This is a genomic window from Algibacter miyuki (genome assembly GCF_030409805.1).
GTDB lineage: Bacteria > Bacteroidota > Bacteroidia > Flavobacteriales > Flavobacteriaceae > Algibacter > Algibacter miyuki.
The window spans coordinates 1100171-1115850 of the sequence record NZ_JAUFQP010000013.1 but is presented as its reverse complement, the minus strand read 5'-3'; the positions used below and the strand labels follow the sequence as shown (position 1 = coordinate 1115850).

Genomic DNA, 15680 nt, shown 5'->3' with positions numbered 1-15680 from the left:
ATTTATAAGCTTTTCGAAATTCCAAATTCTAGACCTCTCAATTCAGCAAGACCTCTCAAGCGCCCAATTCCCGAATATCCTGGGTTTGTTTTTTTATGTAAATCGTCTAACATTTGATGACCATGATCGGGACGCACAGGAATTATGGCATCTTTCATACCGGCTGCTTTGCGTCTTCGTTCTTCAAAAACCACGGCTTTTACAACGCTATACATATCGACATCGCCCTCTAAATGGTTGGCTTCGTAAAAGTTTCCTTTCTCGTCACGTTGTGTACTTCGGAAATGTAAAAAATGAACACGATCGGCAAAACGTTCGAAAATTTGCACCAAATTATTATCGGCACGCACACCTAAAGAACCTGTACAGAATGTAATGCCGTTAGAACGGTTTGGCACTTGCTCGAACAAATAGGCGTAATCTGCTTCGGTGCTTACCACTCTTGGCAAACCTAAAATAGGATACGGCGGATCGTCTGGATGAATGCACATTAACACTTCATTTTGAGAAGCAACAGGGATAATTTCCTTCAAAAATGCGGCCAGGTTTTCTCTTAATTTTGGTGCATCAATATCGGCATATGTATCCAAAATAGTTTGGAATTGCTCCAAAGTATAACCTTCTTCCGCTCCTGGTAATCCAGCGATAATATTATTAATTAATTGAGTTCTATTTTCTTCGGAAAGCGCATCGGCATAAACTTTTGCTTCGGCTTGAATTGTTTCAGAATAATCATTTTCAGCACCCGGACGTTTCAATAGAAATAATTCGAAAGCAGCAAAAGCAACCACATCAAAACGCAAGGCTTTAGAGCCATCTTCTACCTCAAAACTTAAATCGGTACGTGTCCAATCTAATACAGGCATAAAATTATAACATACAATATGAATACCACAAGTGGCTAAATTTTGAATGCTGGTTTTATAGTTTTCAATATACTTTTGAAACTCTCCCGAACGGGTTTTAATGGTTTCGTGTACTGGCACACTTTCTACAACGCTCCAAGTAAGTCCTGTGCTTTCAATAGTGTCTTTACGTTTTTGAATTTCCTCAACCGTCCATACTTGACCGTTTGGAATATGATGTAATGCAGAAACAATTCCTGTTGCTCCTGCTTGTTTTATATCTGTTAACGATACGGGATCATTTGGCCCGTACCAACGCCATGTTTGTTCCATAATTTCTTTTTAAAAGTGTTCGTTATATAAAATATTAAACGCCGCTATACGCACTAAATCCGCCATCGATTGGAATGACTACACCAGTAATAAATGATGCACCTTCACCACAAAGCCAAAGTGTTGTGCCTACTAAATCTTCTGGTTCTCCAAACTTACCCATTGGCGTTTGATCTATAATTTGATTACCACGAGCCGTTAAGCTACCATCGCTTTCAGTAAGTAAACTTCTATTTTGGTCTGTTAAAAAGAATCCTGGAGCCAATGCATTTACGCGAATACCAACTTTTGAAAAATGAACTGCTAACCATTGTGTAAAGTTAGAAACAGCTGCTTTTGCACCACTGTATGCTGGTATTTTAGTTAATGGTGTAAAGGCATTCATAGATGAAATATTTAAAATACTACATCCTTTTTTTCCTACCATATCTTTTGCAAAAACTTGAGTTGGTAATAAGGTACCAATAAAGTTTAAATCGAATACAAACTTAATTCCTGAAGGATCTAAATCGAAAAATGTTTTAAAACCATCGGTATCGTTTGCTAGATCTTCTTCTTTTAAATGCGTATTTGAGGTGGTTCCTAAAGGATGATTTCCGCCTGCTCCATTGATTAAAATATCACAAGGCCCTAATTGATTGTTAACTTCTAGCTTTGCGGCTTCTAATGAATCTTTTTCCAAAACATTAGCAGCAACACCTATTGCAGTTCCGCCATTGGCATTAATTTCGCTAGCAATAACATCTGCAGCTTCTTTACGCAAATCTAAAACGGCTATTTTATGACCTTCCTTAGCAAGTGCTTTGGCTAATGCGCCACATAAAACGCCTCCCGCTCCTGTTAAAACAATTATTTTACTCATGGTATATCTTATTTAAATTAAGTATAAATTTGCGCTTTTCGTGTGCGCACACACAAATATAACAAAAAAGATAGTGTGCGCACACAAAAATAAAAGTAATTTTACCTAAATTGCTTGAAATTAATTTTATACGTGCAAGTTTTTCATAACTTCGTACAAGCATAAATTTTCATTTTTGAATATGATAACGATAAAGGATATAGCAAAAGAAGCTCAAGTTTCCGAAGGTACTGTAGATCGTGTAATTCACAACCGTGGTGGCGTCTCTAAAAAAACGGAAGCCAAAATCAAAGCCCTTCTTGAGCATCATAATTTTAGCGTAAACCCCGTTGCGAGTGCGCTTGCCATGAAAAACAAGTATGTTATCGCCTCGTTAATGCCCAAGCATGATGATGCCGATTTGTTCTGGAAATCGCCCTATTTAGGCGTTTTAAAAGCCGAGAATGATGTAAAATCTCTAGGTGTTCAAGTTACTAATTTTGCCTACAACCAATACGATGAAGCTTCTTATTTTGAAACCTTTACCACTTTATTAAAATCGGAGCCTTCGGCTGTTATTATGGTTCCTAATTTCTCTAAAGAAACCAGTGCCGTTGTAGCTCAATTAGAAGCCAAAAATATCCCATACATTTTTCTAAATATTGACATTAAAGGCTTTAACAACTTAGCTTTTGTTGGACAAGATTCTTATATGGCTGGCTATATTACGGGAAAATTAATGCATTTAAGTAGACCGAAATCGGATGCTTTTTTAATTATTCAAGCGCGCCATAATATCACTAAAAATAACGCTGTATCAAACAGAATAAAAGGTTTTAATGATTATTTTTTGAAAAACAATATTCCTGTTGAAAACCAAACTATAAATCTTGAAAACTTAGATAATTCTTCGGGAACTAAAGAAAAAATAAACACCTATTTAAACGCGCACCCAGAAGTTAAAGGACTATTTGTGCCTTCGAGTAGAATTTATATTATTGTAGATTGCATTGATGATGCACACCTTAAAAACTTAGAACTGATTGGTTTTGATAACACACCACAAAATATTGAGTGCTTATTAGATGATTCGGTGGCGTTTTTAATATCACAAAAACCCTTCGATCAAGGTTATGAGGCTGTACGCCTACTCACCGACTATTTAGTTCAAAATAAAATACCGAACACCAAAACCTATTTACCTATCGACATTTTGATAAAAGAAAACGTAAGTTATAATGAACGTAAAGAGTCTCTTTTTGAGCATGAAAGCACAAACAACAGCTCGCTATAACTTGTTTTTTTTATAATACTCTATTTACTCTTTTTGATTTTTAGATTGCTGTATAATTTCTTTTAATCGCTCTTTTCTTAGGGCTACTTCGGCTTTTTTCTTATTCTTTTTCTGAGCCATTAACTTAGAATGCTTCGCCTTGTTTTTCGTGTTTTTATCTTGTCCTGTTTTCGCCATAATCTTATTTCGATTTTAATAACCTGTTTTGCTCTTCCATTAAATCTGTAAGTCGATGTAAAAGCTCGATATCCTTTGGTGTTGTCACCGTTTTATCTTTAGTATCTTGCGCCTTATTGCGCAATCTATTCATAAATTTCATTACTATAAAAATAGTAAATCCTATAATTAAAAAATCGAGTAAAGCCTCGCCTAATGCCCCATAACCTATAGCAACTTCATCAGTTTGAATAGCACCAGAAGCATCTAAAACAGCGTCTTGTAAAATAATGCGTTGCTCTCTAAAATTAACCCCATTAGTTAATAATGTTAATGGTGGTAAAATTACTTTTTTAGCCAAAATATCGATCACTTTATTAAAAGCAGCACCAATTACAATACCAATAGCCATATCCATCATATTACCTTTTACGGCAAACTCCTTAAATTCTTTAAATAACTTCATAATCTATTTTATTACAGTTGCAAAGATATTGCTTTGGTGTTTTATTTCTTAACGCTTTCGCGAAATTAAAATATAGTAATCGCATTTATATTATCTGTTTAAAAGGGTATATTTTGTATTATTACTCTTTAAAGGAATATTGTTATTTTCTAATCTTCAACTTAACATATCATCTTAAACAAATTATTACCATATTCGGTAATAATTATAAATATTACTTTTTAAAGGAATAATTTTGAATACTAAAAGAAAAGTAATACATTTGATACAGAAGCATACCAAACTATGACCAGCATAATTACAGGAGATATTATAAATTCGAAATCTAGCGAACCAAAAACATGGTTAAACACGCTTAAAACAATTTTGAGCACATATGGCCCACAGCCCGCAACATGGGATGTGTTTAGAGGTGATAGTTTTCAATTGGAAACACCGCCAGAACAAGCCTTACAAGCTGCTATTCTCATCAAGGCTAGCCTGAAACAATTTAAAAATATTGATGTTAGAATGGCCATAGGTATTGGCGAAAAAACATATCAAGCCGATAAAATAACAGAGTCTAACGGATCTGCTTTTATAAATTCCGGAGAATGTTTTGACGATTTAAAAAAAGTTACACTCGCTATAAAATCGCCTTTTGAGTCTTTTGACAATAATTTAAACCTGATGTTTGAGTTGGCTTTATTAACTATAAATAACTGGACCACCACTTCGGCAAAATTAATTAAAACCGCTTTAGAAAATCCTGAACTCACTCAAGTAGAGCTCGCTCAGCATTTTGAAACCACACAAAGCAACATCAGTAAAGGCTTAAAACGTGGCGGTTTCGACGAAATTTCAAAACTACTAAACTACTACAACGTACAAGTAAAACAACTATGATTCCACTATTTATTAAACTCATACTAGCACATTTTGTTGGCGATTTTTTATTACAACCCGAAAAATGGGTGCTTCATAAAGAAAAACACAAGCACAAATCTAAATTTTTGTACTACCATGTTTTAATACATTTAATAGCCTTATTACTGGTATTACAATTCAATTTTGACTATTGGCTTGGTTTTTTAATAATCATTTTATCGCACTACATTATCGACCTGATAAAACTGAAATTAAAAACAAAATCGAATGCCAGGCGTCTTTTCGCCTTAGACCAACTGGCACATTTTATTATTATCGCGATTGTTGTTAGCATTTACGAACCTTTTGAACTCAATATTAACTCTTTTTACAATCCTATATTTCTTCTATTTATCACCACTATTTTAGGCGTTACCGTAGTCTCTTCTATTATTATGAAAACCGTGATTTCTAAATGGTATTTCAAGGAAGATAACAGCAACCTATCCTTAGAAAATGCGGGCGCTTTTATTGGTATTCTAGAACGTCTTTTCGTGTTTGTCCTTATAATTACGAACCATTGGGAAGGGATTGGGTTTCTTATAGCTGCAAAATCGGTGTTGCGTTTCAGTGATTTATCTAAAGCGAAAGACCGTAAACTTACCGAATACATTTTAATAGGAACCCTTTTAAGTTATGGCCTTGCTGTCCTTTTTGGAATAAGTTATCAGTTTCTACTAGCTTATATTAGGTAGTAGTTAGTTAGTTAGTTAGTTAGATCCTAAATTATTAGTAATTTGGAAAGAAAAAAAATAGCTTTGATGCATATGGTTTAATATATATCTTGATTACTTATATTTAATACATAAAAAGCAACACTGAAAATCTATGAGAATTCTTTTATGAAGACTAGAACTAATGATTAACTATATCCGGTGCACGTTACATCCAATAAGTCACCCAATGAAAACATGAATGGATAGGAAAGAAAATAAATACAGTTTAGACGACTTGACAGAAATAGTTCTAAGAGATATCAAAACCTTTATTTGAAGAAAAATGTGAGCTTACCGAATTAAGTCTTGAAATCAGAAGTCAACAGAAAATAATACTCGACCTTGAAGAAAAACTTAAAACAATTAATGTGTTAAAAAATACGATTGACCTTATTCTTACATACAGCGACGTATCAATTATAATTTAAAACATAGTGTTTAACAAAAAAATGAAACCACAATGAAAATAACAAAACTAGACTTATCTAATATTAGTGATAAAATAACCCCCTACAACACTACGATAAAAGGCACTAAAAAGTTTCTAAACATGAGCGTATCTGAATATATAAATGACGAAAAAAAGTTTAGAGATATACTAACTGAAGATGATTATCAATTTTTCTTAAATATAAAAACAAACAGGTTAGATGTTTACAAAACAAAAGATGAATTAGAAAAACTTTACAAGGTTTCCATGTCATTCTTTAAACTTATTCCTCATAAGAATCGGGAATCCCTTCTACAAGGGAGTTTTTTGTCTGTGGATGTAAATTGCCTTTGCTTTCTAACCGCTCTAATATACGCTGACAAATCTCTTTCAAACCTCTAATACCTTTCAAGGTATCTCCAATAGAGAAAACATCAGACATTTTAACATCCTTCATAATAATGGATGTAATGGAGTATATAATAACGGGAAACCAACAGGAAAATATATCATTCTAATGATTCCATTTATCACACAAGACTTTGGAATGATGGAAAACTTATGAATATTTTTTTATACTATGATAATAAATTTCCCTCATGAATAAAGGCCATTTAACAGATGATAATAACACGGTAAATAATTATGAAAATGGAGATTTAACATCTACAAAAAAAACATTGATGGATTAGTTCAAAAAGAATAACATTTGCCAACAACACATAAAACCATCGCAACTTTCATGCTTAGCTATTTATGTTTAATACTTAAAACAAATAGAAAATAAAACCATAAACCGTTAGAAACAGCTACTTTACAATCTCTTATAAAAATAAAATCTCCTAAATCGATAATTATCCTACCCTTTTAAAGCGTAGGATAAATCATCTAAAACTGTTAAAATATGATGTTTTACTTCCGAAGTTATTCAGCTAAACCTTATTATTTTTTATAATACTTAGTGTAACCACGATAAGAGAAAGCTCCTAAAACAGCTACAATAGCACATGCAATACCAATAAATTTCACACTTACAATTTGATCACCACTCGCATAACTATGCAAACCAGCTAAGTAGAAATTCACACCAAAGTAAGTCATTAAAATACTTGCGAAAGCGATAATAGAACATAGGTTAAACAACCAACGGCTACGAAGTCCAGGTACCAAACGCATGTGTACTACAAAAGCGTAAATCATGATACTAATAAGCGCCCAAGTTTCCTTTGGATCCCAGCCCCAGTAACGTCCCCAACTTTCGTTAGCCCACATACCACCTAAAAAGTTTCCGATGGTAAGCATTACTAAACCTACTGTTAAGGCCATTTCGTTAATTATGGTTAGCTCTTTAATATTAAGTAACATTTTCTGCTTATTCTCTTTATTCGTGAAAATCATTAAAAAGAGTGAAACAATTCCTAAAATCATCCCTAAAGCAAATGGACCGTAACTTGCCACAATAACCGCTACATGTATCATAAGCCAATAACTATTTAATACAGGCTGTAGGTTTGCAATGGCAGGATCCATCCAATTCCAGTGTGCAATCATTAAAATCATGGCTGTTACAAATGCGGTGGAAGCCATGGTTAAATCACTTTTTCTTCCGAAAAGCAATCCGAAAAGCATAGTTGCCCAAGCGACGTAAATCATAGACTCATAAGCATCACTCCAAGGTGCGTGCCCTGATAGGTACCAACGCACAATTAAACCTCCTGTATGCAATAAAAACAAGCCAATAATAATGAATTTAAACACGGTAATAGCTGTGTTTAATTTTTTGTTTTTAGCATTAAATATTTGAAAAATTAAAAGCACAAACATGAGTGTACCGGCATACATATACCAACTAAATAGCCTTTTAAAAATATCGTACTTGTTATATAAAACCTCAGTTTTTATTTTTTGATCACTCAACATTACCGAGCCACCATATTTATGTTGTGTATCTTTAAAGGCTCTTAGTAATTTGGACGCTTGATCGAAATCTCCCGATTTTTTTGCCGCATTTAAAGTATATAAATAAGCTAGAAATCCGCTTTTTACGAAATTATTATAAAGTGAATCTTTAATAACCGTTGGGTCTTGCTTATAATCGAAATTAGAAATCCATTTATGATTTTCATCGTCAGGGATTGGGAATATTTTTAGTGAGCGTCCTTCTACCGTATTAAACAATAGGTTAACACGTTGATCGGCTTCTTTAAATTCCTTTTGAAAACCATTTGGCACTTGTGCTTTATAGGCTTCGTCTAAATATGGTGCTAAAATATACTCGCCTCTTTCTGTGAAAAAATCGGCTAATGTAGCATACGTTTCATCTGCATCAACACCAATCATGTGACGAATAGAATCTGCTTTTTTAGCTTTCAAATAAATAATTGGCACATTATACCAAAGCTGAGGACTTTCCTGAATAGACAAAAAGACTTGGTTGGCATCAAAATCTTCGTAAGTATCATACTTACTTAACTTTCGAAGCATTTCCGAAGCATACGTATTCACGGGCATCATACGTCCGCTTAAATCCTGAATCACTAAATTCCCGAATTCTGCGGCATGTGCTTTAGGCGTAATATTAGCTGCTAAAATAGAATCAATTTGCGTTTTTGTAGGTTTTGTTGAGTGGTCGTGCCCATCACCTTCATGATGTTCTTGCGCAAATCCATTTAAACCAAAACATAATAATAAAACGGCTAAGCCTTTCGCTTTTTTAGCTTTCACTTTTTCTAGTTGCTTTTTTAAATCACCAAAACGAGAGTGCTTAGAAAATAAAATAGCCATTAACCCAAAATACAACATAAAATAACCAATATATGTTATTAAAGTTCCCCAGTAATCATGGTTTACAGAAAGTATAGTCCCTTGTTCGTCTGGATCAAATCCAGATTGAAAAAAGCGATAACCGCGATGGTCTAAAATATTATTCATAAAAATTTTATAATCAAAATCACCTTCTTGTTCGTCTAAAACAGTAACTTCACTAGAATATGCCGAATAGCCTCTTTCGGTACCTGGGTAACGCTCTGCCTCAAAATCGTTTAGTTTTATAGAAAAAGGTAAATCCAATAATTTAGAACCGTACTTAAATGCAAAATCTAAACCGCCAACATTAATCTGTTTAAAACTGCTATTAGTTCCTTTTCCGCCAAGTAAACCTACGCTTTTAGTTTCACCATTAGCAGTAACTTTTAATACCAAGCCGTCTTCATCATTTTTAAGAAAATTAGCCTTCTTAACAATATCAAAAACACCCTTTACAATAGGTTTTGGAAACACAATTTGCATATCACCAATAACATAACGGGAACGCAAGTGCAAAGGTTGCAAACTATCTTTAACCAAAACGCCTTCCGCACGTGTTGCCATGGTCATGTATTCACCTTCAAAAGGGGAATTTATAGTCAGTTCATCATCAGAATGCGTGATGTTTATAGCACCATCTGTAGGTTTATTAACAGCAAATAATACATTATGAATATTGGCCACCTGCCCCACTTTCAAGAAATGATTATGTGGTCCACTGGCTCCAGCTTCAACAATTTTCAAATATGATTCGCCACTTTCGTCAGGAATAATATCTTCTTCAGCACCAACAATAAATTTTTCTAATGAAATACTTACAGGTTTATCATGATATACACTTTGAACATTAAAGTGATTATCCATGCGTCCCGAAAAATCAACTTCATTTTCCAAAACACGACGCTGCGCTACGCCATCAATTTCAAAATCGCCATCGATATAAGTGGTAACGTATGTTTTTTGAGATAGAAATGTATTTTCAGTAGCACCTTCACGAATAGCCATCATGCCTTCAAAACTAGCATATCGCGTTATAAAAGCACCCAATAAGATAAATATGAATGACAAATGCAGAATAAAAGTGGCCCACTTTTCTTTTTTATACAAACGGAAACGGAACACATTTCCTGCAAAATTAATAATAAAAAACACCATGATTCCCTCGAACCACCACGTGTTGTATATCACGTTTCGCGTATATGGCGTTGGCGACATATCTTGTCCGGCATCTAGAAAAGTACCTGTTGCCATAGCGGCCGCAAAAACAATAAATAAAATAGAAGTTAGTCGTGTTGAGAAAAGGATGTTGGCTAGTTTTTTTTGCATAATATGAACCCTTTTTAAGGTCACGCAAATTTAAGGATTTAAGTTTATTTTGAAGTGTTAAAACTATTATAAAAAACAGACCTATTTCTACCTTAAAAAGCCCTCTAAAACACAAAAAAAGTAACTTATATCAATTAAGAACAATCCAAAACAAAAAATTTCACATCCAGAAACTTCACCATCTTACTCTAAACCATTGTGTATTAAAGACCTCGGGCTTCAAATATTTTCAGATAAAGAAACGACCCCATTTTTCGTGCCCTACGCTTTGCATTTTCAGCATAATCGCCAACAAAATGCTCATCGATGGTTTGTAACCACAAATTTAACCACAATCCAAAATGTTTCTCGGTAATACTATTGTTGTTATCGGCATCCACTTTTATATGCGTTTCTAGCGGATTACCTTTGTATTTTGTTTTTAAAAACAAACTCGCTTCCCAAAAGGTTGTTAAACGATCAATGTGGGCATCCCAATCTTTAATAACATCATTAAAAAAAGGTCCCAAAATTAAATCTGCCCTTACTTTATCGTAAAAGGAAGATACCAATAAATAGACGTCGTTTCGTGTTTTTAAATCTGTTTTCATCTAAACAAAGTTACTCATTTTTACTGAAGCAAGTTTGACCTAAACCGCGATTTTCTACAATGCGAAGCTTAGAATAAAACATCACATTTCATGTCATATTATATAAGCTCAAAAAAACAAAGCGTTTTCAAATTGAAATACGTCATAAAATTTACTCTAAAAAATTATGTTTAATAGGCTCTATTTTCAATAATTGGTTAGTATTTTTGCAGGATGATTTCAGTAGTAATTTTAGGAGCTGGCAACGTAGCCACACATTTATTTAGAGGATTTAGCTTAGCGGAAAACGTTTCTGTCACACAATGGTATAGCCGAAATTTAACCACTGTGGAGCAGTATAAAAATGAGGTTGATATTACCGATGACCTATCGGATTTAAAAGTAGCCGACGTTTATATTATTGCCGTTAGCGACGATGCTGTTGCCAAATTATCAAGCAAACTTGAGTTTGAAAACCGTATGGTTGTACATACTTCGGGCAGTGTTGGTATTTACGATTTAGACAAAAAACATAATCGTGGTGTATTTTATCCGCTACAAAGTTTTACAAAAGGTGCTGCAATGGATTTCGCCAATGTACCTATTTGCATAGAAACAGTGGATAAAAAGAGCTATCCCTTATTAAAAACTTTAGCAAAAAATTTAGGCAGTCCAGTACAGAAAGTAAATAGCGACCAAAGACGTGTATTGCATTTAGCAGCTGTTTTTGTTAATAATTTCACCAATCAATTGTATCGAATTGGACATGAAATTACCGAAAGCGAAGGTGCCGAATTTGACATGTTAAAACCATTAATTGTTGAAACTGCGAAAAAAATAGAAGATTTATCGCCGTATAGAGCACAGACAGGTCCTGCGAAACGCCACGACAAAAAAACCATAAAAAAGCATTTAAAGCAATTAGACGATAATAACCACCATAAAGCGGTTTACGAACTGCTTACCAAATCAATTCAAAAAACCCATGGAAGAAAAAAGTTATAAAGAATATTTAGAACACATTACCACTTTTATTTTTGATGTTGATGGCGTACTTACAGACGGTACTGTTTCGGTTTTAACCAGCGGAGAAATGCTAAGAACCATGAACGTGAAAGATGGCTATGCCTTACGAGCTGCTGTAGATAAAGGCTATAATGTTTGTATTATTTCTGGAGGAAAAAACGAAGGTGTTCGCATCCGTTTAAAAGGATTAGGTATAGAAAATATTTATTTGGGTGCTCAAAATAAAATTGAACAACTAGATGATTATATGACGGCGAATGATATTAAATCGGAAAACGTACTATACATGGGCGATGATATTCCCGATTACCCTGTAATGAAAGGCATTGGCTTACCATGTTGTCCACAAGATGCGGTGCCCGAAATAAAGAGTATTTCTAAATATATTTCGCATAAAAAAGGCGGAAAAGGTGCGGTTCGCGATGTTATAGAACAGGTTTTAAAAGTGCAAGGTAAATGGAGTGGATTTTATTCCGCAAAATTTGATTAAATTATAAGTTTCCTTAAAAGAAACTTTGCTTTTTTGTATTCCAATTCATTATCATAAAACCTAAGCTGTTCACTAAACAAAACCATGCGCAATTTCCTAAACCTTATTCGTTGGAAAAATTTATTGATGATTGCCTTAGCGCAGTTATTGATAAAGTATGCGTTTTTAGAGCCTTTTGGTGTAGCAACAACTTTAGATGGTTTTGGGATTTCTATTTTAATATTTGCTACACTTTGTATTGCAGCCGCAGGAAATATTATCAATGATATCTACGATATTGAAACCGATTTTGTAAACAAACCAGACCAACTTATTATTGGTGAATCTATTTCTGAAAAAACAGGATACAATTTATTTATAGCATTCAATTTTGTTGGTGTTGCCGCTGGGTTTTATATTTCAAATGATGTTGGTAAAAGTGCTTTTTTTTCGTTGTTTGTTATTATTTCGGCCCTGCTTTATGTTTATGCTACATATTTAAAGCGAACCCTTTTAATTGGTAACATCGTTATTTCAATATTAGTTGCACTTAGCGTTTTAATTGTTGGCATTTTTGAATTAATTCCAGCAATAACCACTGAAAACAGAACCATTCAACTCACGTTTTTCAACATCATTTTAGATTATGCTATTTTTGCTTTTATCATCAATTTACTAAGAGAAATTACCAAAGATTTAGAAGATATCGATGGCGACTATAAAGCAGGAATGAACACCTTACCGATTGCCATTGGACGTGAGCGAACCACTAAAATTCTATTTATTCTTTCTTTAATTCCAGTGCTTAGCCTCATTTTTTATGTTCTAAATACACTTTATAAAAACACCATTTCGGCTGCATATTTTATATTTTTAATTATTGGCCCACTCCTTTATATAAGCCTTAAATTATTTAGTGCTAAATCAAAAAAAGACTATCATTTTATTAGTAACTTACTCAAGTTGGTAATGTTTTCTGGTGTATTATCGTTGTTGCTTTACTATTTCAACTTAAAATATTAGTACACTTTCCGGAAGAAAAACGACCACTTATTATCATTTCAAATAGATGAATTCTATAACAGCCTCTCTCCTATTTTCATTCTAAAAAAAGAAAACTTATGTTAAACGATACATTAAAAAATCATCATATTATTTTAGCTTCAGGATCACCCAGAAGACAACAGTTTTTCAAAGATCTAGACTTAGATTTTGAAATTCGATTGAAACCCGTAAAAGAAGACTACCCAAACCATTTAACCCATTATGAAATCACTAATTATTTAGCGCAATTAAAGGCGTTTCCATTTAAAAGTGAACTGCAAGAAAAAGACATTTTAATTACTAGCGACACCATTGTTTGGCATGATAATAAAGCTTTAGGGAAACCACGCGATGCCGACGACGCTTTTAATATTTTAAAATCATTAAGTGACACCACACATGAGGTAATTACATCGGTTTGTTTCACAACAAAAACTAGCGAAAAAATACTGTACGACATCACTAAAGTTACCTTTAAAAAATTAACAGACGCAGAAATTAATTACTATATAAAAACAGCTAAACCATTTGATAAAGCAGGCGCTTACGGTATTCAGGAATGGCTTGGTTTAACTGCTGTAACCAAACTTGAAGGCTCCTATTTTAACGTCATGGGTTTACCTACGCATTTAGTTTATAAAACATTAAATACGCTTTCCGAAAAAGTATTATAAATCTATCTTAAAAAAAACTTTACACTAATTTCTAATGTATCTTTGCAGCAAATTTTAAAGCCTTAACATTATGTTGTTTTTTGAAACTTACTCAACCGAATTAAAAATTACAGGTATTGTTATTCTCGTCCTATTTATTATTCGTTATTTAGTGCACGTTACTGTAACTAAAATCGGTAAAAAAAGTGGTATTAACGATGCCAGAATCCGTTTAATACGGCGTTATATAACCGCAACACTTCTGCTTATTGCTTTAGTTATTGAAGCCTTTGTTTTTGGCGCTCAGTTTCATGATTTAGCGGTTGTTTTTTCTTCTGTATTTGCCGTGCTAGGTATTGCATTATTTGCCATTTGGTCTATTTTAAGTAATGTAACTTCGGGTATAATTATGTTTTTTAATTTCCCATATAAAGTAGGCGACAAAATTGAAATTCACGATAAGGATTTTCCTATTAAAGCGATTATTGAAGATATTCGTGCTTTTCAACTTATTTTACGTTTAGATAATGGTGATTTGGTTACTTACCCCAATAATCTTATGCTTCAAAAAGGTGTAACTTTAATCGAAAAAGACGCTATTGATGAAGGTAGTGATGCTATTTAAATTATTGATATCTTTATAGAATAACTTTTTCAAATGGCGAAAACAAGAAAACATAATTACAAAAAAAAGGCAGGTCAGGCTCCAGGAACGGCCATTTATACTGGTGAAAAAACTTCGGAAAAATTATTTATTGAAGCTTTTGATTATAATGAAACAGAGTTTAGAGAAAAAGAACTATCGCATATTTCCGAAGCCTTTGATTTTAAATCGTCTAATTCGAAAACATGGATAAATCTTAACGGATTAAATCATGTAAAAGATATTGAAAAAATAGGTCAGCACTACGGCTTACACCCTTTGGTTTTAGAGGATATTGTAAACATTTCGCAACGCCCAAAAATTGATGAATACGACGATTATTTATTCATCGTTTTAAAAATGTTATACTATGATAAGGATGAAAAAATAATATCGGAACAGGTGAGTTTCATCTTAGGTAAAAATTACGTATTGTCCTTTCAAGAATCGGAAGGAGATGTTTTTGATACCGTTCGAGATCGCATTAGACAAGCTAAAGGTCGTGTTAGGTCTATGGATTCTGATTATTTACTTTATATTTTAATTGATGCTGTAGTCGATTACTATTTCAATATTATTGAAATTTTAGGCGATAAAATTGAAGACTTTGAAACTGAAATTTTCAACGGGCAAGCACGTGATGATGTATCCCAAAACATTCAAAATTTAAAACGTGAAATCCTTCGTGTACGTCGCGCTATTTTTCCGCTTCGCGAAGTTATAAATCGCATTGAAAAATGTGATAATGGCTTAATCTCAAAAAACACACTTAACTATTATAGAGATATTTATGATCACTTAATTCAAGTTACCGAAAACATTGATATTTACCGTGAAATGATTTGGAGTTTAATGGATATGTACATGACCACCATTAGTAACAAAATGAATGAAGTAATGAAAGTTCTTACCATTATGGCTTCAATTTTTATTCCTTTAACCTTTATTGCTGGTATTTATGGTATGAATTTCGATAACATTCCAGAGCTACATTATCAATACTCATATTATATTCTTTGGGTAGTTATGATTTTACTTTTCATTGGGATGCTTTTCTATTTTAAAAGAAAAAAATGGCTTTAGTTTTATACTAAAAACTATAATCTCTTATCTTTTTATTGAATTTGCATATTAAAACCGTAACCCTTAAAGCTTTAA

General features: G+C 33.2%; 16 protein-coding genes. 10 read left to right on the top strand and 6 right to left on the bottom strand.

Going from position 1 to position 15680, the window contains the following annotated elements; all coding sequences use genetic code 11:
* Nucleotides 1-2: 2 nt before the first annotated feature.
* Both uxuA and QWY92_RS16700 read right to left on the bottom strand, forming a co-directional pair.
* Nucleotides 3-1178: a mannonate dehydratase gene (uxuA, locus tag QWY92_RS16705; protein WP_290273344.1), complete on the bottom strand. Its 1176-nt coding sequence runs from the start codon at nucleotides 1176-1178 to the stop codon at nucleotides 3-5.
* Between the two features lie 34 nt (nucleotides 1179-1212).
* Nucleotides 1213-2040: an SDR family oxidoreductase gene (locus tag QWY92_RS16700; protein ID WP_290273341.1), complete on the bottom strand. Its 828-nt coding sequence runs from the start codon at nucleotides 2038-2040 to the stop codon at nucleotides 1213-1215.
* A gap of 181 nt (nucleotides 2041-2221) precedes the next feature.
* Here QWY92_RS16700 and QWY92_RS16695 point away from each other — a divergent pair, with 181 nt between their 5' ends.
* Complete coding sequence (locus QWY92_RS16695; RefSeq protein WP_290273340.1) at nucleotides 2222-3313, top strand: LacI family DNA-binding transcriptional regulator; 1092 nt, start codon at nucleotides 2222-2224, stop codon at nucleotides 3311-3313.
* Between the two features lie 24 nt (nucleotides 3314-3337).
* Here QWY92_RS16695 and QWY92_RS16690 read toward each other — a convergent pair whose 3' ends face one another.
* Both QWY92_RS16690 and mscL read right to left on the bottom strand, forming a co-directional pair.
* Nucleotides 3338-3490, bottom strand: a complete 153-nt coding sequence (locus QWY92_RS16690; RefSeq protein ID WP_290273338.1) for a hypothetical protein — start codon at nucleotides 3488-3490, stop codon at nucleotides 3338-3340.
* Between the two features lie 4 nt (nucleotides 3491-3494).
* Complete coding sequence (gene mscL, locus QWY92_RS16685) at nucleotides 3495-3935, bottom strand: large conductance mechanosensitive channel protein MscL (RefSeq protein ID WP_290273335.1); 441 nt, start codon at nucleotides 3933-3935, stop codon at nucleotides 3495-3497.
* 285 nt (nucleotides 3936-4220) lie between these two features.
* Here mscL and QWY92_RS16680 point away from each other — a divergent pair, with 285 nt between their 5' ends.
* The 3 genes from QWY92_RS16680 to QWY92_RS16670 all read left to right on the top strand — a co-directional run bounded on the left by QWY92_RS16680 (nucleotide 4221) and on the right by QWY92_RS16670 (nucleotide 6389).
* Nucleotides 4221-4820: a SatD family protein gene (locus QWY92_RS16680; protein WP_290273332.1), complete on the top strand. Its 600-nt coding sequence runs from the start codon at nucleotides 4221-4223 to the stop codon at nucleotides 4818-4820.
* Complete coding sequence (locus tag QWY92_RS16675; RefSeq protein WP_290273330.1) at nucleotides 4817-5536, top strand: DUF3307 domain-containing protein; 720 nt, start codon at nucleotides 4817-4819, stop codon at nucleotides 5534-5536. The genes QWY92_RS16680 and QWY92_RS16675 overlap by 4 nt, the downstream gene beginning before the upstream one ends.
* Before the next feature lie 481 nt (nucleotides 5537-6017).
* On the top strand, nucleotides 6018-6389 hold the full coding sequence (locus QWY92_RS16670; RefSeq protein ID WP_290273328.1) for a hypothetical protein: 372 nt from the start codon (nucleotides 6018-6020) through the stop codon (nucleotides 6387-6389).
* A gap of 540 nt (nucleotides 6390-6929) precedes the next feature.
* On the opposite strand, the gene QWY92_RS16665 is transcribed toward QWY92_RS16670, so the two are convergent.
* Entirely contained in the window at nucleotides 6930-10118 is a 3189-nt protein-coding gene (locus QWY92_RS16665) for a cytochrome c biogenesis protein (RefSeq protein WP_290273325.1), read from the bottom strand.
* Nucleotides 10119-10321: 203 nt separating this feature from the next.
* Nucleotides 10322-10708: a group III truncated hemoglobin gene (locus QWY92_RS16660; RefSeq protein WP_290273322.1), complete on the bottom strand. Its 387-nt coding sequence runs from the start codon at nucleotides 10706-10708 to the stop codon at nucleotides 10322-10324.
* A 213-nt stretch (nucleotides 10709-10921) separates the two neighbouring features.
* Between QWY92_RS16660 and QWY92_RS16655 the strand changes: the two genes are divergently transcribed.
* From QWY92_RS16655 to corA, 6 genes are all read left to right on the top strand, one after another.
* Nucleotides 10922-11692: a Rossmann-like and DUF2520 domain-containing protein gene (locus tag QWY92_RS16655; RefSeq protein WP_290273319.1), complete on the top strand. Its 771-nt coding sequence runs from the start codon at nucleotides 10922-10924 to the stop codon at nucleotides 11690-11692.
* The gene (locus QWY92_RS16650; protein ID WP_290273317.1) at nucleotides 11673-12203 is read left to right on the top strand and encodes a KdsC family phosphatase; all 531 of its coding nucleotides are present in this window, start codon (nucleotides 11673-11675) and stop codon (nucleotides 12201-12203) included. Before QWY92_RS16655 ends, QWY92_RS16650 begins: the two co-directional genes overlap by 20 nt.
* A gap of 84 nt (nucleotides 12204-12287) precedes the next feature.
* Nucleotides 12288-13205 carry a geranylgeranylglycerol-phosphate geranylgeranyltransferase gene (locus QWY92_RS16645; RefSeq protein ID WP_290273314.1) on the top strand — a complete coding sequence of 306 codons (918 nt, stop codon included), beginning with the start codon at nucleotides 12288-12290 and terminating at the stop codon, nucleotides 13203-13205.
* A 98-nt stretch (nucleotides 13206-13303) separates the two neighbouring features.
* Nucleotides 13304-13900 (top strand): Maf-like protein, encoded by a 597-nt coding sequence (locus QWY92_RS16640; RefSeq protein ID WP_290273311.1) that lies wholly within the window; start codon nucleotides 13304-13306, stop codon nucleotides 13898-13900.
* Nucleotides 13901-13970: 70 nt separating this feature from the next.
* On the top strand, nucleotides 13971-14504 hold the full coding sequence (locus QWY92_RS16635) for a mechanosensitive ion channel domain-containing protein (protein WP_290273308.1): 534 nt from the start codon (nucleotides 13971-13973) through the stop codon (nucleotides 14502-14504).
* A 33-nt stretch (nucleotides 14505-14537) separates the two neighbouring features.
* Nucleotides 14538-15605, top strand: coding sequence for a magnesium/cobalt transporter CorA (gene corA / locus QWY92_RS16630; protein WP_290273305.1), 1068 nt, complete (start codon nucleotides 14538-14540; stop codon nucleotides 15603-15605).
* Nucleotides 15606-15680: the final 75 nt, after the last annotated feature.

What these genes read in the sequence shown, in the direction of transcription:
- uxuA (WP_290273344.1), bottom strand. Translation starts at nt 1,178, where the DNA reads ATGGAACAAACATGGCGTTGGTACGGGCCAAATGATCCCGTATCGTTA.
- QWY92_RS16700 (WP_290273341.1), bottom strand. Translation starts at nt 2,040, where the DNA reads ATGAGTAAAATAATTGTTTTAACAGGAGCGGGAGGCGTTTTATGTGGC.
- QWY92_RS16695 (WP_290273340.1), top strand. Translation starts at nt 2,222, where the DNA reads ATGATAACGATAAAGGATATAGCAAAAGAAGCTCAAGTTTCCGAAGGT.
- QWY92_RS16690 (WP_290273338.1), bottom strand. Translation starts at nt 3,490, where the DNA reads ATGGCGAAAACAGGACAAGATAAAAACACGAAAAACAAGGCGAAGCAT.
- mscL (WP_290273335.1), bottom strand. Translation starts at nt 3,935, where the DNA reads ATGAAGTTATTTAAAGAATTTAAGGAGTTTGCCGTAAAAGGTAATATG.
- QWY92_RS16680 (WP_290273332.1), top strand. Translation starts at nt 4,221, where the DNA reads ATGACCAGCATAATTACAGGAGATATTATAAATTCGAAATCTAGCGAA.
- QWY92_RS16675 (WP_290273330.1), top strand. Translation starts at nt 4,817, where the DNA reads ATGATTCCACTATTTATTAAACTCATACTAGCACATTTTGTTGGCGAT.
- QWY92_RS16670 (WP_290273328.1), top strand. Translation starts at nt 6,018, where the DNA reads ATGAAAATAACAAAACTAGACTTATCTAATATTAGTGATAAAATAACC.
- QWY92_RS16665 (WP_290273325.1), bottom strand. Translation starts at nt 10,118, where the DNA reads ATGCAAAAAAAACTAGCCAACATCCTTTTCTCAACACGACTAACTTCT.
- QWY92_RS16660 (WP_290273322.1), bottom strand. Translation starts at nt 10,708, where the DNA reads ATGAAAACAGATTTAAAAACACGAAACGACGTCTATTTATTGGTATCT.
- QWY92_RS16655 (WP_290273319.1), top strand. Translation starts at nt 10,922, where the DNA reads ATGATTTCAGTAGTAATTTTAGGAGCTGGCAACGTAGCCACACATTTA.
- QWY92_RS16650 (WP_290273317.1), top strand. Translation starts at nt 11,673, where the DNA reads ATGGAAGAAAAAAGTTATAAAGAATATTTAGAACACATTACCACTTTT.
- QWY92_RS16645 (WP_290273314.1), top strand. Translation starts at nt 12,288, where the DNA reads ATGCGCAATTTCCTAAACCTTATTCGTTGGAAAAATTTATTGATGATT.
- QWY92_RS16640 (WP_290273311.1), top strand. Translation starts at nt 13,304, where the DNA reads ATGTTAAACGATACATTAAAAAATCATCATATTATTTTAGCTTCAGGA.
- QWY92_RS16635 (WP_290273308.1), top strand. Translation starts at nt 13,971, where the DNA reads ATGTTGTTTTTTGAAACTTACTCAACCGAATTAAAAATTACAGGTATT.
- corA (WP_290273305.1), top strand. Translation starts at nt 14,538, where the DNA reads ATGGCGAAAACAAGAAAACATAATTACAAAAAAAAGGCAGGTCAGGCT.